24 protein-coding genes are annotated in these 22,307 nt (G+C 72.6%); 12 read left to right on the plus strand and 12 right to left on the minus strand.

Annotation, left to right across the window (positions count from 1 at the left end):
- Positions 1–58: 58 nt before the first annotated feature.
- Together ung and ACSHXC_RS32655 are read left to right on the plus strand one after the other, a co-directional pair.
- The gene (gene ung / locus ACSHXC_RS32650) at positions 59–742 is read left to right on the plus strand and encodes a uracil-DNA glycosylase (protein ID WP_438294953.1); all 684 of its coding nucleotides are present in this window, start codon (positions 59–61) and stop codon (positions 740–742) included.
- Between the two features lie 342 nt (positions 743–1,084).
- A complete protein-coding gene (locus ACSHXC_RS32655; protein WP_438294954.1) occupies positions 1,085–1,558 on the plus strand; it encodes a hypothetical protein in 474 nt (157 codons plus the stop codon).
- Positions 1,559–1,591: 33 nt separating this feature from the next.
- Here the strand turns inward: ACSHXC_RS32655 and ACSHXC_RS32660 are convergent, their stop codons facing one another.
- From ACSHXC_RS32660 to ACSHXC_RS32670, 3 genes are all read right to left on the minus strand, one after another.
- On the minus strand, positions 1,592–2,047 hold the full coding sequence (locus ACSHXC_RS32660; RefSeq protein ID WP_438294955.1) for a hypothetical protein: 456 nt from the start codon (positions 2,045–2,047) through the stop codon (positions 1,592–1,594).
- Between the two features lie 96 nt (positions 2,048–2,143).
- Positions 2,144–2,680: a DinB family protein gene (locus ACSHXC_RS32665; protein ID WP_438294956.1), complete on the minus strand. Its 537-nt coding sequence runs from the start codon at positions 2,678–2,680 to the stop codon at positions 2,144–2,146.
- Between the two features lie 41 nt (positions 2,681–2,721).
- Positions 2,722–3,324: a TetR/AcrR family transcriptional regulator gene (locus ACSHXC_RS32670; protein ID WP_438294957.1), complete on the minus strand. Its 603-nt coding sequence runs from the start codon at positions 3,322–3,324 to the stop codon at positions 2,722–2,724.
- 77 nt (positions 3,325–3,401) lie between these two features.
- On the opposite strand from ACSHXC_RS32670, the gene ACSHXC_RS32675 reads away from it, so the two are divergent.
- Together ACSHXC_RS32675 and ACSHXC_RS32680 are read left to right on the plus strand one after the other, a co-directional pair.
- On the plus strand, positions 3,402–4,640 hold the full coding sequence (locus tag ACSHXC_RS32675) for an FAD-dependent monooxygenase (RefSeq protein ID WP_438294958.1): 1,239 nt from the start codon (positions 3,402–3,404) through the stop codon (positions 4,638–4,640).
- Positions 4,637–5,542, plus strand: coding sequence for a Gfo/Idh/MocA family protein (locus ACSHXC_RS32680; RefSeq protein ID WP_438294959.1), 906 nt, complete (start codon positions 4,637–4,639; stop codon positions 5,540–5,542). The genes ACSHXC_RS32675 and ACSHXC_RS32680 overlap by 4 nt, the downstream gene beginning before the upstream one ends.
- Here ACSHXC_RS32680 and lnt read toward each other — a convergent pair.
- Positions 5,466–7,037, minus strand: coding sequence for an apolipoprotein N-acyltransferase (lnt, locus tag ACSHXC_RS32685; RefSeq protein ID WP_438294960.1), 1,572 nt, complete (start codon positions 7,035–7,037; stop codon positions 5,466–5,468). The two genes, ACSHXC_RS32680 and lnt, sit on opposite strands and share 77 nt — an antisense overlap.
- A gap of 110 nt (positions 7,038–7,147) precedes the next feature.
- The gene (locus ACSHXC_RS32690; protein ID WP_438294961.1) at positions 7,148–7,627 is read right to left on the minus strand and encodes a nuclear transport factor 2 family protein; all 480 of its coding nucleotides are present in this window, start codon (positions 7,625–7,627) and stop codon (positions 7,148–7,150) included.
- 83 nt (positions 7,628–7,710) lie between these two features.
- Between ACSHXC_RS32690 and ACSHXC_RS32695 the strand changes: the two genes are divergently transcribed.
- Entirely contained in the window at positions 7,711–8,496 is a 786-nt protein-coding gene (locus ACSHXC_RS32695) for a crotonase/enoyl-CoA hydratase family protein (RefSeq protein ID WP_438294962.1), read from the plus strand.
- A gap of 6 nt (positions 8,497–8,502) precedes the next feature.
- Here ACSHXC_RS32695 and ACSHXC_RS32700 read toward each other — a convergent pair whose 3' ends face one another.
- The 3 genes from ACSHXC_RS32700 to ACSHXC_RS32710 all read right to left on the minus strand — a co-directional run bounded on the left by ACSHXC_RS32700 (position 8,503) and on the right by ACSHXC_RS32710 (position 9,841).
- Complete coding sequence (locus ACSHXC_RS32700; protein WP_438294963.1) at positions 8,503–9,297, minus strand: GNAT family N-acetyltransferase; 795 nt, start codon at positions 9,295–9,297, stop codon at positions 8,503–8,505.
- A gap of 97 nt (positions 9,298–9,394) precedes the next feature.
- On the minus strand, positions 9,395–9,547 hold the full coding sequence (locus ACSHXC_RS32705) for a hypothetical protein (protein ID WP_438294964.1): 153 nt from the start codon (positions 9,545–9,547) through the stop codon (positions 9,395–9,397).
- Positions 9,548–9,664: 117 nt separating this feature from the next.
- Positions 9,665–9,841: a hypothetical protein gene (locus tag ACSHXC_RS32710; RefSeq protein WP_189960651.1), complete on the minus strand. Its 177-nt coding sequence runs from the start codon at positions 9,839–9,841 to the stop codon at positions 9,665–9,667.
- Between the two features lie 209 nt (positions 9,842–10,050).
- Between ACSHXC_RS32710 and ACSHXC_RS32715 the strand changes: the two genes are divergently transcribed.
- Positions 10,051–10,428, plus strand: coding sequence for a hypothetical protein (locus ACSHXC_RS32715; protein ID WP_438294965.1), 378 nt, complete (start codon positions 10,051–10,053; stop codon positions 10,426–10,428).
- 30 nt (positions 10,429–10,458) lie between these two features.
- Here ACSHXC_RS32715 and ACSHXC_RS32720 read toward each other — a convergent pair whose 3' ends face one another.
- Both ACSHXC_RS32720 and ACSHXC_RS32725 read right to left on the minus strand, forming a co-directional pair.
- On the minus strand, positions 10,459–11,331 hold the full coding sequence (locus ACSHXC_RS32720; RefSeq protein WP_438294966.1) for an undecaprenyl-diphosphate phosphatase: 873 nt from the start codon (positions 11,329–11,331) through the stop codon (positions 10,459–10,461).
- A gap of 404 nt (positions 11,332–11,735) precedes the next feature.
- Positions 11,736–12,440, minus strand: a complete 705-nt coding sequence (locus tag ACSHXC_RS32725) for a TVP38/TMEM64 family protein (protein ID WP_438294967.1) — start codon at positions 12,438–12,440, stop codon at positions 11,736–11,738.
- 108 nt (positions 12,441–12,548) lie between these two features.
- Between ACSHXC_RS32725 and ACSHXC_RS32730 the strand changes: the two genes are divergently transcribed.
- The 4 genes from ACSHXC_RS32730 to ACSHXC_RS32745 all read left to right on the plus strand — a co-directional run bounded on the left by ACSHXC_RS32730 (position 12,549) and on the right by ACSHXC_RS32745 (position 16,581).
- A complete protein-coding gene (locus ACSHXC_RS32730; RefSeq protein WP_438294968.1) occupies positions 12,549–13,244 on the plus strand; it encodes a DNA alkylation repair protein in 696 nt (231 codons plus the stop codon).
- 291 nt (positions 13,245–13,535) lie between these two features.
- A complete protein-coding gene (tuf, locus tag ACSHXC_RS32735; protein ID WP_438294969.1) occupies positions 13,536–14,705 on the plus strand; it encodes an elongation factor Tu in 1,170 nt (389 codons plus the stop codon).
- A 67-nt stretch (positions 14,706–14,772) separates the two neighbouring features.
- The gene (locus tag ACSHXC_RS32740; protein WP_438294970.1) at positions 14,773–15,612 is read left to right on the plus strand and encodes a patatin-like phospholipase family protein; all 840 of its coding nucleotides are present in this window, start codon (positions 14,773–14,775) and stop codon (positions 15,610–15,612) included.
- A 93-nt stretch (positions 15,613–15,705) separates the two neighbouring features.
- Complete coding sequence (locus tag ACSHXC_RS32745) at positions 15,706–16,581, plus strand: spermidine synthase (RefSeq protein ID WP_438294971.1); 876 nt, start codon at positions 15,706–15,708, stop codon at positions 16,579–16,581.
- Here the strand turns inward: ACSHXC_RS32745 and ACSHXC_RS32750 are convergent.
- Complete coding sequence (locus ACSHXC_RS32750; protein ID WP_438294972.1) at positions 16,543–17,841, minus strand: MFS transporter; 1,299 nt, start codon at positions 17,839–17,841, stop codon at positions 16,543–16,545. The genes ACSHXC_RS32745 and ACSHXC_RS32750 overlap by 39 nt on opposite strands.
- A 105-nt stretch (positions 17,842–17,946) precedes the next feature.
- Positions 17,947–18,990 carry a hypothetical protein gene (locus tag ACSHXC_RS32755; RefSeq protein WP_438294973.1) on the minus strand — a complete coding sequence of 348 codons (1,044 nt, stop codon included), beginning with the start codon at positions 18,988–18,990 and terminating at the stop codon, positions 17,947–17,949.
- Positions 18,991–19,098: 108 nt separating this feature from the next.
- Here ACSHXC_RS32755 and ACSHXC_RS32760 point away from each other — a divergent pair, with 108 nt between their 5' ends.
- Both ACSHXC_RS32760 and ACSHXC_RS32765 read left to right on the plus strand, forming a co-directional pair.
- The gene (locus tag ACSHXC_RS32760; RefSeq protein WP_399490222.1) at positions 19,099–19,536 is read left to right on the plus strand and encodes a DUF4442 domain-containing protein; all 438 of its coding nucleotides are present in this window, start codon (positions 19,099–19,101) and stop codon (positions 19,534–19,536) included.
- A gap of 258 nt (positions 19,537–19,794) precedes the next feature.
- Entirely contained in the window at positions 19,795–22,275 is a 2,481-nt protein-coding gene (locus tag ACSHXC_RS32765) for a beta-glucosidase (RefSeq protein WP_438294974.1), read from the plus strand.
- Positions 22,276–22,307: the final 32 nt, after the last annotated feature.

A 22,307-nucleotide genomic window follows, 5' to 3' on the forward strand; every position in this document is an offset into this window, starting at 1 on the left:
AGGTTCGGAAATCCGCACTGAAGGTGCGGTAACCGAATGCCCCACGGAGGTTGTTGACGTGACCGATATCGCCATGCTGCCCGAGTCCTGGCAGGGCGTCCTCGGCGAGGAGCTCCAGAAGCCGTACTTCAAGGAGCTCACCGCGTTCGTCGAGGAGGAGCGGGCGAAGGGCCCCGTCTTCCCGCCCCGCGACGAGGTCTTCGCGGCCCTCGACGCGACGCCGTACGACAAGGTGAAGGTCCTGGTCCTCGGCCAGGACCCGTACCACGGCGAGGGCCAGGGGCACGGCCTGTGCTTCTCGGTGCGGCCCGGCGTCAGGACGCCGCCGTCGCTGCGCAACATCTACAAGGAGATGCGCGACGAGCTCGGCCTGGACATCCCCGACAACGGCTATCTGATGCCGTGGGCCGAGCAGGGCGTGCTTCTGCTCAACGCGGTGCTCACCGTGCGCTCCGGCGAGGCCAACTCGCACAAGGGCAAGGGCTGGGAGAAGTTCACCGACGCGGTGATCCGCGCGGTCGCCTCGCGGCCCGACCCGGCGGTCTTCGTGCTGTGGGGCAACTACGCGCAGAAGAAGCTCCCGCTGATCGACGAGGAGCGCCACGTCGTGGTCAAGGGCGCGCACCCCTCGCCGCTCTCGGCCAAGAAGTTCTTCGGCTCGCACCCGTTCACGCAGATCAACGAGGCGGTCGCGGCCCAGGGCCACGCTCCGATCGACTGGCGCGTGCCGAACCTGGGCTGAAGGGGGGGGCGGCCGAGGGGGATCGTCGGCCGGGCGTGGTGACGGCGTCCGGCTGACAGGCCCGGGCCCCCGCCCGAGCCTGAGGCCCATTGTCAGTGGCGGCGGCTAGGGTCTGTCCGGCGGATCTGGTCGCCCACGATGCGGCTCAGCTCTTCGTCGCCGGTGAGCGGGGGCCTGGTGTGTCCAGCTGCAAGGCGGAGGAGAGCAGCGATGCGGAGCATCGGCAACCGACGACAACGCCGCAGATGGGCGTGCCAGGGCCGCGCGCCCCAGACGAGATCCGCTGGGCAGGGCCTAGCGTCGAAGGCGATCGGCTTTTCGTGACGACGGGTGGAGACAGCGGTGACGGACATGCAGGAAGCCCCGGGGGACATCGTGATGACCCGGATCGGGCAAGCGATGATGCTGCTGCACGGAGGGGACCGCGAGGAGGCCCGCAACCGCTTCGGAGCCCTCTGGGCGGAGCTCGGCGAGGACGGCGACGCGCTGCACCGCTGCACCCTGGCCCACTACATGGCGGACGCCCAGGACGACGCGGGGGACGAACTGGCCTGGGATCTGAGGGCGTTGGCGGCCGCCGACGGCCTGAGCCAGGAGCGTCTCACCGCGCACCACGCCTCGCTCGCGGTGCGGGCCTTCTACCCCTCGCTCCACCTCAACCTCGCCGCCGACTATGTGAAGCTGCACCGCCCGGATGAGGCCCGGCTCCACCTCGACCGGGCCCACGCCTGCCTGGACGCGCTGTCCGACGACGCGTACGGCAACGGCATCCGTGAGGCGCTGCGGCGGCTCGAGAGACAGCTGGACGCCGTGTGACGGGCCGCCGGTTCCGCGCCGGATGACGGTTCGTCAATTGCCGTACGCCTCACGGCAGATGCGGGCCTCCGGGCTGTCCGGTTGCCAGCCGCCGTACCCCTGGCCGAGCGCGCAGATGCCGCCCGACGCGGGAGGTGCGGGAGCCGGCCGGGGGTGCCGCTTCCTGGGGGCGGCGGGGTGGTGCCTGGGCTGCTCGGCCCGGGCGTGGTGGTGATGGCGGGGCACGTCCGGCTGCTCCGCCCTCGGCGGCGGGGGCGCCGAAGGGGAGGGGGCGTCCGGGGGCATGACCGAGTCCAGGGTCTCGCGGGCCGGGGCCTGGACGATCCGCGGCTGCGAGGGACCCCCGCCCTGCTGCCGGGCGGGCGGGGCGGCGGGTGGCTGGGTGGGTGCGGTCCGGGCGTCGACGGAGACACAGCCCGAGACGCATCCGCAGACGGTGAGGGCCGCCACGGCCGTCATGAGCTTCAGCGCGTTCCTGGTTCGGTGCATCTGGCAACTCTGCTGGCTGTGGCGGGAGTCGGGCGATAGTACGGGCCTATAAATGGCCCGCACGAGTGACCCGGCCGCCTCCGTGTTTCCCCGGGCTCAGTCGCCCGTCGAGCCGTCGACCGCCTCGCGGATCAGGTCGGCGTGGCCGTTGTGGCGGGCGTACTCCTCGATCATGTGGGTGTAGATCCAGCGGAGGTTGAAGTGCCGGCCGCCCCGGGCGGTGCCGACGCTGAGATCGTCCAGGTCGTGCTTCGCCGCATGCGAGCGGGCGATCGCGACCTCGCGCTGCCACGTGGCCAGGGCGTCCGCGTACGTGTCGTCGGGGCCGAAGTGGAAGTCGCTGTCCGGGTCCTCCTCGGTCATGTACACCATGGAGTCGGGCTCGCCGCCGAACACCGTGGTGAACCACCAGCGTTCGACCTCGGTCAGATGGCGCAGCAGGCCGAGCAGGGTGAGCGTCGAGCTCGGCACGGCGGCCTGCTTGAGCTGCTCGTCGGTGAGCCCGGAACACTTCCAGACCAGCGTCTCGCGGTGGTACTCCAGCCAGCCGTCGAGCATGGCCCGCTCGGTGGCATCCAGTGCGGGCTCGTTGCGCTCGGCCGTCTCGGCCGGCGGTACTTCGGAGGTCGTCATGGCGCCCATCCTCACCGACCTCCTCGCCCCACGGCCAACGGTTATCGGAGCGGCGGTCCGGCCAGCATCCCGCGGAGCAGCTCGGCGAAGCCGCGCCGGATCTCCGGCTCGGACGGCACCTCGGCATGGTAGGAACCGGCGGCGCAGGAGAACATCAGACCCTCGCTGAACGAGATCAGGGAGAGCGCGTGGCGTTCGGGTGCGCTCGATCCCGCAGCCTTCATCAGCGCCACCAGAGGTGCCCTGAACTGCCGCCCGGCCGCGTCGTAGTACGCGCGCAGCTCCGGACGCCGGGTCGCCTCCAGGGCCAACTCGTAGCGGGAGACGAGGAGTTCGCGGTGCCCGGTGAGGTAGCGGTGCAGAGACAGGGCCAGCGCGCCGGCCAGCTCGTCGAGATCGCTCCCGGGCGCCGGCATCTCGGCCGGGACGAGCACCTTGGCCTCCCGTTCGGCCTGCCGCCTGACCGCTGCTTCGAGCAGTGCCTGACGGGTCCTGGCCTGGTTGGAGGTCGAGCCCTGCGGCAGCCCCGCCCGCTCGTCGACGGCCCGGTGCGTCAGCCCGCGCATGCCGCGCTCGGTGAGCAGGGCGAGCGCGGCGTCGGCGATGAGTTCGGCACGGGAGGTGTCCGGGGTGCGTGCGGCCATGGGGCCAAATCTATCCCGTGCACTACGGCTGTAGTAACGTGGACTTCTTACTACAGGTGTAGTCAACAGGGGGCGTCATGGACGTGTACAGCGGCAGCGGGGCACCTCGCGCGGTGGTCGTCGGCGGCGGAATCGGCGGTCTCACCGCCGCCGTGGCCCTGATCCGGCGCGGCTGGCGGGTCACCGTTCTGGAGCGGGCGGCGGAGCTGAAGCCGGCCGGCGCGGGCATCGCGCTCGCTCCCAACGCCCAGCGGGCCCTCGACGTCATCGGCCTGGGCGACGGCATCCGGGCGCTCGCCGCCTGGCAGGGGGAGGGCGGGCTGCGCACACCGGGCGGCCGGTGGCTCTCGCGCACCGACCCACAGGCCGCGGCCGAGGCCTTCGGCGGCCCGATGGTCCTGCTGCACCGGGCGACCCTGATCGACGCCCTCTCGGCTGCGCTCCCCGAAGGGGCCGTGCGCACCGGCGAGTCGGCGGAACTGGTCGACCGCGGGGCGGCCGACCGCCCTGCGGTGGTCCGCACCGCCGAGGGGGACATCGAGGCGGACCTGGTCGTCGGCGCCGACGGCATCCATTCCGCTCTGCGCAAAGCCCTGTTCCCCGCCCACCCCGGCACCGCCTACTCCGGATTCACCACCTGGCGCGTCGTGGTGCCCGACCCCGGCCGGCCCTTCGCGCCGCACGAGACCTGGGGGCCCGGCCGCCTCTGGGGCACCCAGCCCCTCAAGGACGGCCGCCTCTACGCGTACGCGGCGGCGAGGACCCTGCAGGGCGGGCGCGCCGCCGACGGTGAACTGGCCGAATTGCGGCGGCTGTTCGGCACTTGGCACGACCCGATCCCGGCCGTCCTGGACGCGGCCGAGGGCGGACCGGTGCTGCGCAACGACGTCCACTGGATCTCTGCGGCGCTGCCCGCCTACCACCGCGGCCGGGTCGCCCTCGTCGGCGACGCCGCCCACGCCATGGCGCCGACGCTCGGCCAGGGCGGCAACCAGGCCATCGAGGACGCCATCGTGCTCGCCCACCACGCGGACCCGCACGGCGACCTCGCCACGGGCCTCGCCCGCTACAGCGCCGAGCGGCTGCCCCGCACCATGGGCATCGTCCGCAAAGCGGACCGGACCGCACGGCTCAACATGCTGCGCAACCCGGTCGTCATCGCCCTCCGCAACGCCTTGATCAGCGCGGTCTCCGCGCTCGGCCCCGGCTTCGCGCTCCGCTCCTTCACGGACATCGCCACCTGGCAGCCGCCCCTGCGCACGTATGCTGACCAGGCAAGGAAGCAGGACACCCCTCGGCAGAAGGAGACCCCGTGAAGGTCGCATGCATCGGACTCGGGGACATCGCGCAGAAGGCCTATCTGCCGGTCCTGACCATGCTGCCGGGCACGGAGCTGCATCTGCAGACCCGCACCCCGGCCACCCTCGCCGCAGTGGCCGGCAGCCATCGCATACCGGCCGCGCAGCGCCACACCGACCTCGACTCGCTGCTCGCGCAGGACCTCGACGCCGCGTTCGTGCACGCGCCGACCGCGGTGCATCCCGAGATCGTGGCCCGGCTGCTCGAAGCGGGCGTGCCGACCTACGTCGACAAGCCGCTGGCGTACGAACTCGCCGAGTCCGAGCGGCTCGTGGCGCTCGCCGAGGAGCGCGGCGTCAGCCTCGCCGTCGGCTTCAACCGGCGGCTCGCGCCCGGCTACGCCCAGTGCGCCGACCACCCGCGCGAGCTCATCCTCATGCAGAAGAACCGCGTCGGTCTCCCCGAGGACCCGCGCACCCTGGTGCTCGACGACTTCATCCATGTCGTGGACACGCTGCGCTTCCTGCTGCCGGGACCGATCGAGCACACCGTCGTACGGGCCCGAGTGCGCGAGGGGCTGATGGAGCACGTGGTCCTCCAGCTCTCCGGCGACGGGTTCACCGCGATCGGCACCATGAACCGGATGAACGGGTCCACCGAGGAGATCCTGGAGGTCTCCGGGCAGGACACCAAGCGCCAGGTCCTCAACCTCGCCGAGGTCGTGGACCACAAGGGCCAGCCGACCGTGCGCCGCCGCGGCGACTGGGTGCCCGTCGCCCGCCAGCGCGGCATCGAGCAGTCCGTCCTCGCCTTCCTCGACGCCGTACGGGCGGGCAAGACGCTCAGCGCGCAGGACGCGCTGGCGACGCATGAGCTGTGCGAGAGGGTGGTGCGGGAGGCCCTGGAGCAGGCCTCCTGAGCGCACGCACGCCCTCGGCCGCGCAGAACAGGGCGAGCGCCGCGAGCGCCGAGTACACCGCCCAGTCGCCGAACCGCACATAGGGCGTCGTACCGGTGGCGAGCGGCACGTCGTACACCGCGGAGGTGCTGGCGGACGTGCCGATCCACCGGCCGATCCGCCCGCCGTCGGGGCCGTAGACCGCGCTGATGCCGGTCAGCGTCGCATGGACCATCGGACGGCCCGTCTCGGCGGCGCGCAGCGCGGCCAGCGAGGCGTGCTGGGCCGGCGCCCAGGTGCCCTGGAAGGTCGAGGTCGAGGACTGCGCGATGAGCAACTGGGCGCCCATGCGCACCAGATGACGGCTCATGTCGGGGAACGCGGACTCGAAGCACACCAGCGGCCCCACCCGCACCGCGTCCGGCAGCGTCATCACGACGGGCGTCGTGCCGCGCTGCCGGTCCTCGCCCGCCGCCTTGCCCACCGAGGTCGCCCAGCCGAGCAGCGAACGCGCCGGGATGTACTCGCCGAACGGCACGAGCCGCATCTTGTCGTAGCGCTGCCCGGTCGGGCCCTCCGGCCCGACGACCACCGAGCTCTTGAAGATCCCCGGCTTGTCGGACCTGCGCGCATCCACATTCACCAGGATGTCCGCGTTCAGGTCCTTGGACAGCGCCGCGATCCGCGCGGCCAGATCCGGCCGGGCCGCCAGATCCTGCCCGACGCTGCTCTCGCCCCACACGACGAGGTCCACGTGCTGCCCGGCCAGCGCACGGGTCAGCGCCTCGCTGCGGGCGAACCGGGCGTCGCCGTTCTCGATCACACCGGGCTGCACCACGGCGACCCTGATCTGTCCGTCCCGCTGCATGTGCGGAGCCCACATCCACACGGCCCCCGTGGTGAGGGCGCACACCACAAGGACGGAGACCATGGCGATACGGACATGGGGGAGCGCCACACAGAGCGTGACGGCGGTGTTGACCGCCACCACCAGCAGGCTCACCAGCCACACCCCGCCCACCGACATCAGCCGAAGCGCCGGAGCGACCTCCCACTGGCTCGCGCCGAGCAGCCCCCACGGCCCGCCGAGCCCCTGCCACGACCGGACGAGCTCCACCATCAGCCAGCCCGACGGCACCACCGCGACGGCGGCCAGCGCGCGCGGGACGGAGGGCCTGCCCCCCAGCGACGAGCGCACCAGGACGCCCCACGGCGCCCAGAGCAGCCCGAGCAGAGCGGCCAGGACCACGATGAAGACGTTGAGGCTCGGCAGCAGCCAGTGATGCACCGCGAGCATGAACCCGATGCCGCCGAGCCACCCGTCGAGCGCGGCCCGCCGGACGCTGCCCGCGGAACGGATCAGCAGCAGCCAGGGCACGAGGGCGACGTAGGCGAACCACCACAGCGAAGGCGCCGGGAAGGCCAGCGAGGGCAGCGCCCCGGCGAGCAGCGCGGCCGCGCCGCGCCACCGGGCGCCGCTCGGACGCGGTGTGTGACGGCCGACCGGAATCCGCATGCAGCGCCTCCTTGCCCGCCCCCGTGATCAGTTGGGTTCTCCTGCCAGTGTGCAGGTCAGGGGCCGCCGCGGACAGACGGCCCGGCGCCCGGCGCGTCCGGCCCGCGCGCTCAGCCCCCGGCGAGCGCCCCCGACATCCGCCGCCACTTCTCGTGCACGGTCACCGACCGCAGCCGCCAGCCCGCGTCGGTACGGACCAGCGAGAAGGTGTAGCGCCCACCGGACTCGAAGTCGGGCGCGGGCGGGCTGCCGTCGCCGTTGGCGCCCAAGCACATCGGGTTGAGGTAATCGGCGCGCAGTTCGGCCCGGTCTCCCGGGTAGCCGCCGAGATCCTGCAGGGTCACCAGGCGGTTGGTGATCAGGTGCTGGCGGACCGGGAAGAGCCGCATGGTCTCGGCGAGCCAGCGGGCCACCTCCTCGGCCGGGCCCTCGATGCCGCCCGCCGGACGGTAGTCCGCGCGGCCGTCGGCGGCGAACAGGGCGCGGTAGGCGGTCCAGTCCCCGTCGTCGACGGCCGCGGCATATCCGGTGATGAGTTCGTCGATGGCCAAACGGTCGAGCAGGGTCCCGAGGTCCACGCGCTGCGTCATCGGCTCAGTCTGTGCCAGCGGGCCCGGAACGCCAAGAGCCCTGCACTTGTGGCTGGTTGGCGCCCCGTGCTACCGCTGGCGCCATGACTGATGAGACGGCTCCGGCGGTACGCAGCGAACGGCACGGCCCGGTCACGACGGTGATCCTTTCGCGGCCTGGCGTGCGCAACGCGGTGGACGGCCCGACCGCGAAGGCCCTGGCCGACGCCTTCCACGCCTTCGAGGCCGACGAGCGGGCCGCGGTGGCGGTGCTCTGGGGCGAGGGCGGCACGTTCTGCGCGGGCGCCGACCTCAAGGCGATCGGCACCGAGCGCGGCAACAGGGTCACGGAGGACGGCGACGGCCCGATGGGCCCCACCCGCCTCAGGCTCTCCAAGCCGGTGATCGCGGCCGTCGCCGGGCACGCGGTGGCCGGCGGCCTGGAACTCGCGCTGTGGTGCGATCTGCGCGTGATGGAGCAGGACGCCGTGTTCGGGGTCTTCTGCCGCCGCTGGGGCGTGCCCCTGATCGACGGAGGGACGGTACGGCTGCCGCGGCTCATCGGGGCGGGCCGCGCCATGGACCTCGTCCTCACCGGGCGGCCGGTGGACTCGGCCGAGGCGCACGCCATCGGCCTCGCCGACCGGGTCGTCCCGAGCGGCACCGCCCGCGCCGCGGCGGAACGGCTGGCCGCCGAGATCGCCGCCTTCCCGCAGACGTGCCTGCGCCACGACCGGATGTCGCTGCTCGAACAGGAGGGCCTCGGCGAAGCGGAAGCCCTGCTGGGCGAGGTGCGCCACGGCGCCCACGCGCTAGGGGAGGCGGCCGAGGGGGCGGCCAGGTTCGCGGCGGGGGCCGGCCGGCACGGAGCGTTCGAGGGCCGGGTCTGAGCGCTTCTACGGCTGGCGGATGTACGGCGTCGTCACCGTCAGCGGGGTGAAGCCGAGCCGCTGCAGGATGGGGCGGCTCTGGTCGGAGGCGTCGACCTGGAGATAGCGGTAGCCGCGCTCGGCGGCGATCCGGGTGCGGTAGGCGATCAGGGCACGGTAGATCCCCTTGCCGCGCCACTCGGGCAGGGTGCCGCCGCCCCAGAGGCTGGCGAACTCCGTGCCGGGGTGGAAGTCCATGCGGGCCGCGCTCACCGGCACGTCCCCGGCCATGGCGACGACCGCCTTGACGGACTCGGGGGCCTCGGCGAACTGGGCGAGGAGGCGCGCGCGGAACCGGGCGCCGTCGTTGCCGAAGGCCCGCTCGTGGACGTACGTCATGAGGTCCACCCCGGCCGCGTCGGTCACAGGGCGCAGGGTGATGCCGTCGGCGGGTTCGACGTCGAGGGGGAGGTCCGCGACCCGGGCGACCATGACGGTCTCCTCGGGCTCGGCCTCGAATCCGGCCGCGAGCAGGCGTCGGCCGAGGTCGGCGGGGCAGTCATGGGCGTACAGCTTCCACTCGCACTCGTTGCCGAGCGAGGCGAAGTGGCGGGCCTGTGCCGCGATCTCCGCGTCCGCGTTCGCCGCGGTCAGGTCCGACCAGAGGATGCCGTTCCACACATGGCCGGGACCCACCTGCCGTACGACATCGCCGGTCCGCTCGATGATCGCGCCGGGGCCGTCGGGGAGGGCCTTCTCGCGCATCTGCCGGTCGAAAACCGCGAGCAACTCGTCATCGGTGCCGAAAGTACTGGTGTCCATCCGGCCACTCCAACACCGTGAGAAGGGCCGGAGCAACTGGAAATCGGGCGACTCGGGCCCGCCGACGCGACGACGCTCCCGCCGCGACCGGGGCGCTTCAGCCCACCGCCGCGGCCCACTCGGCGAGCAGCCGCTCGTACTCCTCCGCGGGCCAGTGCTCGTCCGCGCCGTCGACGAGCGCACGGATGGCGTCGTTGGCGGCATCCGCGTCGGTCGGCGCGGGGCCGGGCCGCTCGGGGGAGGTAGACATGCGACCAGGCTACGGGCCCGGTCGGACAACCGCCCCCGGCAAATGCGCCGAACCTCAGGTGGGAGCGGTGCGGGGTGGTCAAGATCACAGGGTCCGGGACGTTTGGCTCGCCCGAAGTCAGGCCGCCTGGGCAGCGTCTCCGCGTACGGCCGCGGCCCACTCGACCAGGAGCCAGTGGTAGCGCTCCTCCTCTTCGGGCGAGAGGCGTCCGTCGGACCGCTCCCACAGCGAGCGGATCTCCGCGTTCACCACGTCGGCAGGGCGAAGGGAGCGGCGGTCGAAAGTCGGGGGCATGGGGGCAACCCTACGGCCATGAGGTGACCCACCGCCACGGAGTGGGAACTCTCAGCCAACATGTGGCAGTCGAGTGAGGTGGGAAGCCCGGAACGAGGCGGTTTCCAGGGGGCGAGATCCGGACACCCGGCCTGCCGGCGGGGCAACTGCCCGGTGCGCTCCGGGCGTTGTCCGGCCCTCGGGCGGACGCCGCCGCCTATCCTCGCGGCATGGAGCAGAGCGAGGTTCTCAAGCGAGTGATCGGCATCCTCACCGAGGCCGGGGACTACCGCCGCCGCATCGAGCAGGACGACGAACGGGGCGCCGGGGACACGGACATCGGCATCGTCACCGCTCTGCTCAACGAGACGATGCCACACATCGAGATCCCGGCCGACGCCACCCCGCAGGAGATGGCCACCCTCGTGGCACGGGAGGTCGGCGGCGCCATCCGCCAGCTCGTGGCCGCGTTCAGCCTCGCGTTCGTGGCCCTCGCCCAGGTCCACGACTCCGGCGAGCAGGACGTAACCTCGGCCGACGTGCTCCAGGACCTGGCACTGCGCGCGGAGGAAATCAAGGGCGGCGGGCCGGGGGAGTCGGCGGACTGAGATCGCCGACTCCGGTACCACTCAAGCGAGTCAGAGTCCGCCGCCCGCGTCCGGGCTGAGGGTGCCGACGGCGATCAGGACGAACAGGGCGATGCCGAGCACGATGCGGTAGACCACGAAGGGCATGAAGCTCTTGTTGGAGATGAAGGCCATGAACCACGCGATGACCGCATAGCCCACGCCGAAGGCGATGACCGCGGCGAAGAGCGTGGGAAGCATTGGGGCCTGACCCGGACCGCCCGCGTCCTTCAGCTCGAAGACCCCCGAGGCAAGCACGGCAGGGATCGCGAGCAGGAAGGAATAACGGGCCGCCGCCTCGCGGGTGTAGCCCATGAGGAGGCCGCCGCTGATGGTGGCGCCGGAGCGCGAGACGCCCGGAATCAGCGCCATGGCCTGGCAGATACCGTAGATCAGGCCGTCCTTGGTGCTGAGTTCGTGCAGCGACTTGCGCTCCTTGGCGGCCCGGTGACGGCCGCCCGACTCGTCGCGGGCCGCGAGCCGGTCGGCGATGCCGAGCACGACACCCATCACGACCAGGGTGGTGGCGATGACCCGCAGATCGCGGAAGGAGGTGTCGATCTGGTGCTTCAGGACGATGCCGAGCACCCCGATCGGGATCGAGCCGACGATCACGAGCCAGCCCATCCGTGCGTCGTGGTCACTGCGCAGGGAGCGGTCGGTGAGCGAGCGGAACCAGGTCGAGACGATCCGCGCGATGTCCGTACGGAAGTAGATGAGGACGGCCGTCTCGGTGCCGATCTGCGTGATCGCCGTGAACGCCGGACCCGGGTCCTGCCAGCCCGCGAAGGCCGCGGTCAGCCGCAGATGCGCGCTGGAGGAGACGGGCAGGAACTCCGTAAGCCCCTGGACGAGCCCGAGTATGAACGATTCGAACCAAGACATGGGTTACTGCGCCATCCAAGAGGGTCGGGGGCCACGGCCGGTCGGCACGACGGGGACCGGCCGGAGCGCCGGTGCGGCACGGCCGTATCGGCGATCTTGCGCGGATCGAGGGGCACGGTAACGGCCGTGGGTTAACGGACGGTTGACGCAGTGAGGCCTGGGGGAAGCGCGGTCGGTACGGCGCAAGGGGCTGCCCACGAGGGGGGGCGGACGCCGGCTCCGCTTCTGAGCGGTCCTGGCGAAGTCCGGCGCGGCATGCGTGCCCCGAAAGGGGCGCGGAGCTGCGACATTGTGCGGCTCCGCGGCGATGGGGGTCCCCCTGTTCGAGCGAAGCCGAGAACTTGGGGGAACGACCAGCCCCCCCACCGGCCCGCGGATGAAGCACTCCCCTTCCTGCGGAGCGCCTACCGCCGCCGCAGCCCGTGCCGCTTGCGCCAGGCCACCGCGGCGGCCGCGGCCCCGCTCAGCACGATGAACGCCATCGCGATCAGGAAGGCGGGCGAGGTCGGCGACGAGGCGCTGCTGCCCGCGACGACGTACGCGAGGGTGTTGGGCACCGAGCCGAGGCCCGTCGCGAGCAGGAACGGCGCCCACCCCATGCGTGAGACCGCCGCGCAGTAGTTGGCACCGGCGAAGGGCACGCCGGGGAACAGCCGGATCACCATCATCGAGCGGAACCCGTGCCGCGACAGCTGGCCGTCCGCCGCCTTCAGCCAGCGCCCGCGCAACAGGGGCCGCAGCGCGTCCTGCCCGAGCACCCGGCCGAGCCCGAACGAGATGCCCGCGCCGAGCACCGTGCCCACCAGCGAGGACGCGAATCCGGCCCAGGTGGTGAAGAGCGCCCCGGCGGCCAGATTGAGGATGGGGCGCGGCACGAACGCTGCCGTGCACAGCCCGTACGCCACCGCGAAAAGGACCACCGCACCGGCCCCGCCCACCTGCGGCGGCCAGCCGTCGGCGAGCAGCCGCTGCGGCTGGAGGACCAGCACCGCGCTTCCGGCGGCCGCGAGTACCACGACGAGCAGCACGAGCCGAGCCCACGGCGAGAGCACTGCTCTCGTACAGCGGGCGGCGAGGCCGGGGGACGGGCGGACGGCGGGCTCCAGCATCCGGGGAGACTAACCGACGCGGACGGTTGCCCGTCGTAAGAGCCGGTGTCCGCACCCCGCCCGGGCCTGCGACGAGCCCCCCCCGCACTCTCCCCGTACCGTGATCCCATGACGCCTCGCGTGCCCCGCAGTCCGCTCGCCGACGACGTACTCGGACGGCTCGTCCGGGTCTATCCCGGGGGCGGGGACACGCACCGGGCCGCCGAGATGGTCGCGTACATGAAGGGCATCGCCCCCTTCCTCGGCATCCGCACCCCTGAGCGGCGCGCGCTGTCGCGCACGGTGCTCGACGGGCTCCCGCGGCCCACCGAGGCGGACTGCGCCGCCGTCGCGCTGCGGTGCTGGGAGCTGGCCGAGCGCGAGTACCACTACTTCGCGGTCGACTACCTGCGGCGCCACGTCCGGGTCTGCTCGTCCGGGTTCCTGCCGGTCGCCCGGCACCTCGTCGCCACCACCTCCTGGTGGGACACCGTCGACCACCTCGCGGTCCATGTCGTCGGCCGGCTCGTCGCCGCGGACGACGAGCTGGCCGCCGTGATGGACGAGTGGATCGACGACGACCTCTGGATCGCCCGCACCGCCCTGCTCCACCAGCTCACCTACAAGGACCGCACCGACCCCGACCGCCTCTTCGACCACTGCCTGCGCCGCGGCACGCACCCGGACTTCTTCATCCGCAAGGCCATCGGCTGGAGCCTGCGCGAGTACGCCAAGACCGATCCGGGCGCGGTCCGCGCCAACGCGTGCGCCGAGCGCGGACGCCTGTCGCCGCTGTCCGTGCGCGAGGCGCTGAAGAACGTGTAGGCGGCGACCGGCGCCCCAACTCCCGCCCGCCGAAAACCATTCGACGTACCGTCGCCCACCAGGGATGATCGGCGACATGTCCAGGCACGCCTTCCCCGCAGCGCCGTCCGCAGTCGCGGACGCGCCGAAGGCTGCCGTCTTCACCGCGGCCGACGCAATCACGGCCGCAGCGCCCCTCGGCGGCGCCCGAAGCTGACCCTTCCCGGATAGTCCGGCGGACCCCGCACGGGGAGGGTCGGCCGGATTCAGGGGTCCCAGCACGCTCAGCGACCACGCGAGGGACATTCAGCCATGCCCAAGACGGCATACGTACGCACCAAGCCCCACCTCAACATCGGCACCATGGGTCACGTCGACCACGGCAAGACGACCCTGACCGCAGCCATCACCAAAGTGCTCGCCGAGCGCGGCAGCGGCACGTTCGTGCCGTTCGACCGGATCGACCGGGCCCCGGAGGAGGCCGCCCGCGGCATCACCATCAACATCGCGCACGTCGAGTACGAGACCGACACCCGCCACTACGCGCACGTCGACATGCCGGGCCACGCCGACTACGTCAAGAACATGGTCACCGGCGCCGCCCAGCTCGACGGGGCGATCCTCGTGGTCTCCGCGCTCGACGGGATCATGCCGCAGACCGCCGAACACGTCCTGCTCGCCCGCCAAGTGGGCGTGAACCACATCGTGGTCGCGCTCAACAAGGCGGACGCGGGGGACGAGGAGCTCACCGACCTGGTCGAGCTGGAGGTCCGCGAGCTGCTCTCCGCGCACGGATACGGAGGAGACTCCGTACCCGTCGTCCGGGTCTCCGGGCTCAAGGCCCTGGAGGGCGAGACGCGTTGGACCGAGGCGATCGGCGCGCTGCTCGACGCCGTGGACACCTATGTGCCCATGCCCGAGCGCTACGTGGACGCACCGTTCCTCCTGCCGGTCGAGAACGTGCTCACCATCACCGGGCGCGGCACCGTCGTCACCGGCGCCGTCGAGCGCGGCACGGTGCGGGTCGGCGACCGGGTCCAGGTCCTGGGCGCGGACGTCGAGTCGGTGGTCACGGGCCTGGAGACGTTCGGCAAGCCCATGGAGTCGGCGCAGGCCGGCGACAACGTCGCGCTGCTCCTGCGCGGGGTGCCACGCGACGCGGTCCGCCGCGGCCACGTGGTCGCCGAGCCCGGCAGCGTCTCGCCGAGCCGGAGGTTCACCGCCCAGGTGTACGTCCTCTCCACGCGCGAGGGCGGTCGCTCCACGCCGATCGCGACGGGCTACCGGCCGCAGTTCTACATCCGCACGGCGGACGTGGTCGGCGACGTCGACCTCGGCGAGCTCGCGGTGGCCCGGCCCGGCGACACGGTAACCATGACCGTCGAGCTCGGCCGGGACACGCCCCTTGAGCCGGGCCTCGGCTTCGCCATCCGCGAGGGCGGCCGCACCGTCGGCGCCGGAACGGTGAGCTCGGTCCTGTGACCAGCGGGCCCGCCTTCCCCAACACCCCGGGGGAGGCGGGCCTTTGGCGTACCGGCACACTGCGATCATGACGGACACTGCACTGGTACTCGGTTCGGGCGGGCTCACCGGAGTGGGCTGGGAGATCGGCATCCTGCACGGACTCGCCGAGGCGGGCGTGGACCTGACCGACGCCGATCTCGTCGTAGGAAGCTCGGCGGGCGCGGTCGTCGGCGTGAACACGAGCGCGCGACGCATAGGCCTCCCCGAGCTCTACGAGCGTCAACTCGCCGACCCCCAGGGGGAGATCGCGGGGCGCCTCGGCGCGGGCAAGATCTTCCGCTATGCGCGGGCCGTGATCGGCTCCCGTACGCCCGAGGACTACGGCGCGAAGATGGGCAGGATGGCGCTTGCCGCGGACACCCCGAGCGAGGCCGACCGGCGTGCGGTCATCGCCGCGCGGCTGCTCACGCACGAGTGGCCCGAGCGGGCGCTGAAGGTCACCGCGGTCGCCGCCGACACCGGCGAGTTGAGGGTCTTCGACAAGGGCAGCGGCGTCCCGCTCGTCGACGCGGTCGCCGCGAGCTGCGCGGTCCCGCTGGTCTGGCCGCCGGTCACCATCGACGGGCGCAAGTGGATCGACGGCGGCCTGCACTCCACGGCCAACACCCACCTCGCGGCCGGCTGCCGCCGCGTCGTGATCATCGCGCCCAGCCCGGCCGGCGGCGGCCCGCTCGATTCCCCCGCGGCCCAGGCCGCGAAGCTGACCGCGGCGGGCGCGAAGGCCGTGCTGATCACCCCGGGCGGCGCGGCCAGGAAGGCCTTCGGGCGCAGCAGCCTCGACCCGGCACGGCGCGCCCCGGCCGCCCGGGCCGGCCTCGCCCAGGCGGCCGCCCACGTCGACGCCGTCAAGGCACTCTGGGCCTGACGCGCACCGCCCGGCGACCCGCACCCGGCCGCCGGGCGCACACCCAGGAGATTCGAACTCCTGACATCCGCCCCGCAAAGGCACAATGGGACCGTGAACGACGACCCGCGCAACGACGGCCCGCGCGCCGAACCGATACCCGTCGTCCGGGAGGTCGACTGGGGCACCGCCAAGCTGCTGCCCGACGTCGACCGGCGGCGCGCCTGGCTGCTGACGGTGAACGGCGCCCCGCAGTCGTACGTGGACCTCGACGACCCCACGTACATCGAGTTCGAGTACGTGCGCCGGCTCGCCCATGTCGTGGACTGCGCGGCCGACGAAGGCGCCCCGCTGGACGTGCTGCACCTCGGCGGCGGGGCGCTCACCCTGCCCCGCTATGTCGCGGCGACCCGGCCCGGCTCGCGGCAGGACGTGGTGGACGCCGACCGCGCGCTCGTCCAACTCGTCCGCGAACACCTGCCACTGCCTCCGGATGCCGGGATCAGCCTGCACGCGGCGGACGCGAGAGCCTGGGCCGGGAGCGCGCCGGCCGCCTCGGCCGACCTGCTCGTCGCGGACGTCTTCGGCGGCTCGCGGGTGCCCGCGCACCTCACCTCGATCGAGTACGCGCGCGTCGCCGAGCGGGTACTCAAGCCCGGCGGCATCTACGCCGCCAACCTCGCGGACGGCGCGCCCTTCGCGTTCCTGCGCTCCCAACTGGCCACGTTCCGGGCGGTGTTCGCGGAGGTCGCGCTGATCGCCGAGCCGTCGGTGCTGCGCGGGCGGCGCTTCGGGAACGCGGTACTGCTCGCCTCGGCCCGCCCCCTCGACGTCGCGGCGCTGGCCCGGCGCACGGCGGGGGACGCCTTCCCGGCCCGGGTCGAGCACGGCGACTCGCTGCGCCGCTTCATCGGGGACGCGCAGCCCGTCGGCGACGCGGACGCGCAGCCCTCACCCGAGCCGCCCGACGGCGCCTTCAGCATCGGCTGACACCCCGGCCCCGCCCGCGGCCACCGGCTCGGTGCGCCGGGTCAGGCGGCGTACGCCGGGCACGCACAGGACCGCCGCGGTGAGCAGCACGATCAGCGCCGAGCAGCCCCACAGCGCGGACGTGCGGCCGACCGCGCTCTGCGCGGGCCCGGCGAGCGCGGTGGCCAGGGGCACCATGGCGATCGAGCCCAGCCAGTCGTAGGCGGAGACGCGCGAGAGCTTCTCCTCCGGGATCTCCTGGTTGAGCGCGGTCATCCACGAGACGCCGAAGACCTCGATCGACACGCCCGTCACGAGCATGACCGCCGCGAGCGCGCCCACCGGCAGCGGCACCGCGAGCGCCGCCGAGGGCAGGGCCAGCGGGAAGACGCACAGGCTGCCCGCGAGCAGCAGCCGGCTCGGCTTCCAGCGCATCATCAGGAGCGCGCCGCAGAACGTACCGAGGCCGAACGCGGCGAGCGCGAGCCCCCACGGGCCCGGCCCGCCGAGCTCGTCGCGGGCCACCAGCGGCCCGTACACCGCCTCGGCCGCCGCGACCACGGCGTTGACGACCGCGAACTGCACCACGATCGACCACAGCCACGGCCGCGACATGAACTCCCGCCAGCCCTCGCGGAGATCGGAGATCATGCCGTCGCCCGCCTCGCGCGGCGGGATGTGGCTCACGTCGAGGAAGGCCCGCAGCGCGCCCGCCACCGCGAAGGCCGCCGCGTCGATCGCGAGCACCCAGCCCGCGCCGAACACGGCGATCAGCGCGCCGCCGAGGGCTGCCCCGCCGATGCCCGCGCCGTGCATCGCCATCCGGTAGAACGCGAAGGCGCGGCCCGCCTCCGCGCCGCTCACGCTGGACATGAGCATGCCCTCGGAGGCGGGGCCGAAGAACGCCTGGCCCACTCCGCCGAGCCCGGTGAGCGCCATCATCTGCCAGAGCTTCGGGTCGCCGGTCAGGACGAGGAGCGCGAAGGCGCCCTGGGAAAGGAAGTTGAGGGTGTTGGCGGCGACCATCACCCGGTGGCGTGGAAGCCGGTCCGCCAGCGCGCCGCCGACCAGCAGGAACAGGACGAGCGGCACGGTGCGGGCCGCCGCGACCAGGCCCACGTCGCCACCGCTGCCGCCGGACTGGAGCACCGCGAACGCCGCCGCGATCAGCGCACCCTGGCTGCCCAGGTTCGTCACGACCGCTGCGGCGGTCAGCAGGGTGTAGTTGCGGCCCGCCCACGAGGGGCGGCGCACAGGCGAAGGGGTGGCGGCGGAAGTCACTCAGGGACTATCGCCGCCGCCACCCCGTGGCGACAAACGGTTTGCGGCCTCGCCCGCGGCACGAGCCCGGTCCCTTTCAGGGCCGGATCGCGTATGCGGTGCGCGTCAGGAACCGGACTCGGTGACCGGCACGAGCCGGATGGTGCTGAGGATCTTCTGGATGGTGTCCTCGTCGACCGCGCCGGGCACGCCGGTGTTGGCGATGAAGCTCCAGGCCGCGAGGTCGCCCTTGGCGGTCTTGAAGCCGAACAGCACGGACTGGCCCTCGGTGGTGCACTTGTCCGTCTTCTTCACGCCGGTCGTCTTGGCCCGGACCACGCTGCCCTGGAGGCCCGACTTGGTCGTGAAGGGGACCGGCTTCTCGGAGGTGATGTGGTTCTTGTCCGGCTGGGTGTAGGCGTAGTACAGCCAGTCGTCGGCCTGCTCGGCCGCCTCGTCGGTCGACTTGGCGCCGTTCGCGCCCTTGGTGCCGATCTGGGCGAGAGCGGTGTTCACATCACGGCCGCTGCCGTTCTTGGCGGTGCACCACTTCGACTTGTAGTACGCGGGGGAGGACATCATCATGCCGCCGAACCCGTTGGGGTCCGCCTTGTCGGACCAGCCCACGCTCATGCCGGGGCTGTCGACCTCCCAGTCCGGCGGCACGTCGAAGGCGTCGCCCTTGGTGGGGTTCACCACGACCTTCCAGCCCGCGATCACCGGCTGGACCTGTGCGCCCGCGCCACGCGGGTTCGGGGCCGGGGAGGACGGCGCCGCCGGCGACGAGGCCGAGGGCGACTGCTTGTCCTTGCCGTCGGCCTTGGTGTCGCTCTTGCCGTCGTCCTTGAGGACCACCACGCCGGTCACGGCGGCGGCCACGACCACGGCGGTGGCCGCGATGATGGCGATGAGGGTGGTCTTCTTCTTGTCGTTGTTCTCCGGCGGCTGCGGCGGCCCGGGCGGGCTGCCCACCGGGTACTGCGGCACCGTCGGCTGCTGGTACGGGTTCGGCGTCTGGTAACCCTGCGGCGGGTACCCCGGCGGCTGCGTGGGCTGCTGCCCCGGCTGCGCATAGGGGTTCGGCTGCTGGTACCCCGGCTGCTGGTACGGGTTCTGATTCGGATCCTGCGGGTTCTGCTCGCCCCCGGGCGGCTGCTGTCCTGGCCACATGGCCAGTAACCATAGAGGTGCACTCCCGCTCCTGCTACGGCCGCCCCCGCCAGGGGATGGTCAATGACGGCTACCCATGGGTAACATCGGCCCATGAGCGCTGATCAGATGTCCGTGGGCGAGATGCTCGCCGCGACCGTTCCCATGGCCCGCACCCTCAACCTGAAGTTCCTGGAGACCACCCCCGAGCGCGCCGTGGTGGAGCTGCCGGACCAGTCCGAGTACCACAACCACGTGGGCGGGCCGCACGCCGGAGCGATGTTCACGCTCGCCGAGTCCGCCAGCGGCGCCATCGTCATCGCCGCGTTCGGCGACCAGATGAACCGTGCCGTGCCGCTCGCCGTCAAGGCCGAGATCGGCTACAAGAAGCTCGCCATGGGCGTCGTCACCGCGACCGCGACGCTGGGCCGCCCGATCGCCGACGTGGTGGCCGAACTCGACGCGGGGCAGCGCCCCGAGTTCCCCGTCGTCATCGAGATCCAGCGCGCGGACGGCGCCGTGACCGGCGAGATGACCGTCGTGTGGACCCTGCGCCCCAACTCCTGATCACTCGGTAGCGCAGGCTACGGAACCCGAAGGCGTCCCGGCTCCGGCCGGGGCGCCTTTTCCATGTCCTGACGGCTGCCCCGTTCGCCCTCATTGACTCTTCCACCGGACGGTCCTACGTTTCCCGGCGCCTCGTGGCGCCTGACGGGTTGTCAACTCGGTCGTGACGCATAGTGCGTTCACAGGTCGAACGCCGGCCCGCCGCCTGCTGTGCCGCGGTCCACCACGTCGTGCCCGCACACAAAGGAGTGACGGTCCATGTCCGACACCGTTTCCCGAAGGTCAGCACTGCGTCTGCTCGGCGGCGCCGTCACGGTCGCGGCAGCCGCGGCCGGCACCCTCGCCGCCCCCGCCCGCGCGCTCCCCGCAACCCCGGCCTCCCGCCGGGTGGAAGCGCTGATCGCCCGCCTCACCCCGGACGAGAAGGTCGGCCTCCTGCACGGCGCCGACGACCCCGGCAAACTGGGTCAGGCCGGCTACGTCCCCGGTGTGCCCCGGCTCGCGATCCCCCCGCTCAGGCTCGCCGACGGACCGGCCGGCGTCCGCGTCACCGCGCACGCGACCGCACTGCCGGCCCCGGTCATGCTCGCCTCCGCCTTCGATCCCGCGCTCGCCCGTGAGTACGGCGAGGTCATCGGCCGCGAGGGCCGCGCGCTTGGCCAGGACGTCCTCCTGTCGCCCATGGTCAACCTGATCAGGACCCCGTACGCCGGACGCAACTACGAGACCTTCTCCGAGGACCCGCTGCTCGGCGCGGATCTGGTCGCCGAGGAGATCCGCGGCATCCAGAGCCAGGGCCTCATCGCCACCGTCAAGCACTTCGCCCTGAACAACCAGGAGAAGGACCGCATGTCCATCGACGTGCGGATCGCCGAACAGCCCCTGCGAGAACTCGAACTCCGCGGCTTCGAAGCGGCCGTCGCCGCCGGAGCGGGCGCCGTGATGGGCGCGTACAACAAGGTCAACGGGACCTTCGCCTGCGAGAACAAGCCAATTCTCGGCGACATCCTGCGCGACGGCTGGGGCTTCGACGGCTGGGTCATGACCGACTGGTTCGCCGCCCACAGCACGGTCGCCGCCCTCACCGCCGGGCTCGACATGGAGATGCCGAGCGGCAACTTCTTCGCCGACGCACTGAAGAAGGCCGTGCTCGACGGCAGTGTCTCCGAGGCGCTCGTCGAGCGCTCCGTGCGCCGCATCCTGTCCGTCATGGACCGGTTCGGGCTGCTCGACGGGAGCGCTCCCGCCCGGCCCGGCCGCGACCCGCGGGCCGGTGCGCGCACCGCGCTCAAGGTCGCCAAGGCCGGCGCCACCCTGCTCCACAACCGCCACGCCACCCTCCCCCTCACCGGCCGCACCGCCCGCGGCATCGCCGTGATCGGGCCCACCGGAACCATCCCGTTCGTCAGCGGCGGCGGCAGCGCCCACGTCGTGCCCGACCACGCGCAGAGCCCCCTCGACGCCCTCAGAGCTCGGGCCGGAGAAGGCGCCCACATCGACTACGCCCTCGGCGAGGACCTCTTCGGCAAGCCCCTCCCCGGCACCTCCGAGGGCGCCGACTTCGAGGGCCAGGGCGTCGCCCCGGGCGCCACCTGGACGTACGACGGAACGCTCACCGTGGCCGAAGCCGACGAGTGGACCTTCTACGTCCACTACTCCGGCGACCGCCCCAAGGTGCTCCTCGACGGCACCGAACTCTTCCCGCCCGCGCCCGGCCTCGGTGAGCTCTTCACCGGCGGACTCGTCGGCGCCGCACCCGACGGGCTCACCGTCCGCCGCAGCACCCTGAACCTCACCGCCGGGACGCACCGGCTCACCATCACCGCCAAGGGCCGAGACAAGGGCCAGCTCTTCCGGCTCCGCCGCACCACCGGAGCCACCCGCGCAGCCGACGTGGCCGAAGCGGTGCGCGCCGCCCGCGCGGCCGAGAGCGTCGTCCTTTTCGCGTACGAGGACGCCACCGAGGGCGCCGACCGCACCTCCCTCGCGCTGCCCGGCCACCAGGGCGAGCTGATCGAAGCGGTCGCCGCCGCCAACTCCCGCACCACCGTGGTGCTCAACACCTCGTCGTGCACCACCATGCCCTGGCTGGACCGCGTCGGCGCCGTACTGCAGATGTACTACCCGGGCCAGGAAGGCGCCGAGGCCACCGCGGCCGTCCTGTTCGGGGACTGCGACCCGGGCGGCCGGCTCACCCAGACCTTCCCCGTCTCCGACGACCGGCACCCGATGGCCGGGAACCCGCGCCGCTATCCCGGCGTGGACGGCACCGAGGAGTACTCCGAGGGCATCCACCTCGGCTACCGCTGGTACGACGCCGAGGGAGTGGAGCCGCTCTTCCCCTTCGGGCACGGCCTCTCGTACACCACCTTCGAGTACGCGGACCTGAGCGTGCGGCCCGACGGCGACGGGCTCGCGGTCGGCTTCACCGTCCGCAACACCGGCCGCCGCACCGGCACCACGGTCGCCCAGGTCTACCTCGGCCCCTCGCCCGACCTCCGCCTCGACCAGGCGCGCCGCGCCCTGGCCGGCTACCGCCGCCTGGAACTGGAGCCCGCAGGAGAGCAGCGGGTGACCGTACGGATCTCCGCCCGCTCGCTGTCCTCGTGGGACCCGGAGCGGCACGGCTGGGTGCTCGGCACCGGAACGCGCGAGGTGAGCGTGGGCGTCTCGGCGCGCGAACAGCGGCTCGTCGGCCATGGCCTGGTCCGATCGCGCGCAGCGGCCGGCCGGCCTTGACCGGGTAGGCTTCCCGGCGTGCGCCAGGGGGG

Origin of the sequence: Streptomyces sp. HUAS TT7 (genome assembly GCF_051550175.1) — a bacterium.
Taxonomy (GTDB): Bacteria; Actinomycetota; Actinomycetes; order Streptomycetales; family Streptomycetaceae; genus Streptomyces.

Bases quoted from the DNA above. Each gene is read 5' to 3' on its own strand.
- ACSHXC_RS32660 (WP_438294955.1), bottom strand. From the start codon at position 2,047: ATGCACCGAACCAGGAACGCGCTGAAGCTCATGACGGCCGTGGCGGCC.
- ACSHXC_RS32665 (WP_438294956.1), bottom strand. From the start codon at position 2,680: ATGACGACCTCCGAAGTACCGCCGGCCGAGACGGCCGAGCGCAACGAG.
- ACSHXC_RS32670 (WP_438294957.1), bottom strand. From the start codon at position 3,324: ATGGCCGCACGCACCCCGGACACCTCCCGTGCCGAACTCATCGCCGAC.
- ACSHXC_RS32675 (WP_438294958.1), top strand. From the start codon at position 3,402: ATGGACGTGTACAGCGGCAGCGGGGCACCTCGCGCGGTGGTCGTCGGC.
- lnt (WP_438294960.1), bottom strand. From the start codon at position 7,037: ATGCGGATTCCGGTCGGCCGTCACACACCGCGTCCGAGCGGCGCCCGG.
- ACSHXC_RS32690 (WP_438294961.1), bottom strand. From the start codon at position 7,627: ATGACGCAGCGCGTGGACCTCGGGACCCTGCTCGACCGTTTGGCCATC.
- ACSHXC_RS32695 (WP_438294962.1), top strand. From the start codon at position 7,711: ATGACTGATGAGACGGCTCCGGCGGTACGCAGCGAACGGCACGGCCCG.
- ACSHXC_RS32700 (WP_438294963.1), bottom strand. From the start codon at position 9,297: ATGGACACCAGTACTTTCGGCACCGATGACGAGTTGCTCGCGGTTTTC.
- ACSHXC_RS32705 (WP_438294964.1), bottom strand. From the start codon at position 9,547: ATGTCTACCTCCCCCGAGCGGCCCGGCCCCGCGCCGACCGACGCGGAT.
- ACSHXC_RS32710 (WP_189960651.1), bottom strand. From the start codon at position 9,841: ATGCCCCCGACTTTCGACCGCCGCTCCCTTCGCCCTGCCGACGTGGTG.
- ACSHXC_RS32715 (WP_438294965.1), top strand. From the start codon at position 10,051: ATGGAGCAGAGCGAGGTTCTCAAGCGAGTGATCGGCATCCTCACCGAG.
- ACSHXC_RS32720 (WP_438294966.1), bottom strand. From the start codon at position 11,331: ATGTCTTGGTTCGAATCGTTCATACTCGGGCTCGTCCAGGGGCTTACG.
- ACSHXC_RS32725 (WP_438294967.1), bottom strand. From the start codon at position 12,440: ATGCTGGAGCCCGCCGTCCGCCCGTCCCCCGGCCTCGCCGCCCGCTGT.
- ACSHXC_RS32730 (WP_438294968.1), top strand. From the start codon at position 12,549: ATGACGCCTCGCGTGCCCCGCAGTCCGCTCGCCGACGACGTACTCGGA.
- tuf (WP_438294969.1), top strand. From the start codon at position 13,536: ATGCCCAAGACGGCATACGTACGCACCAAGCCCCACCTCAACATCGGC.
- ACSHXC_RS32740 (WP_438294970.1), top strand. From the start codon at position 14,773: ATGACGGACACTGCACTGGTACTCGGTTCGGGCGGGCTCACCGGAGTG.
- ACSHXC_RS32755 (WP_438294973.1), bottom strand. From the start codon at position 18,990: ATGTGGCCAGGACAGCAGCCGCCCGGGGGCGAGCAGAACCCGCAGGAT.
- ACSHXC_RS32760 (WP_399490222.1), top strand. From the start codon at position 19,099: ATGTCCGTGGGCGAGATGCTCGCCGCGACCGTTCCCATGGCCCGCACC.
- ACSHXC_RS32765 (WP_438294974.1), top strand. From the start codon at position 19,795: ATGTCCGACACCGTTTCCCGAAGGTCAGCACTGCGTCTGCTCGGCGGC.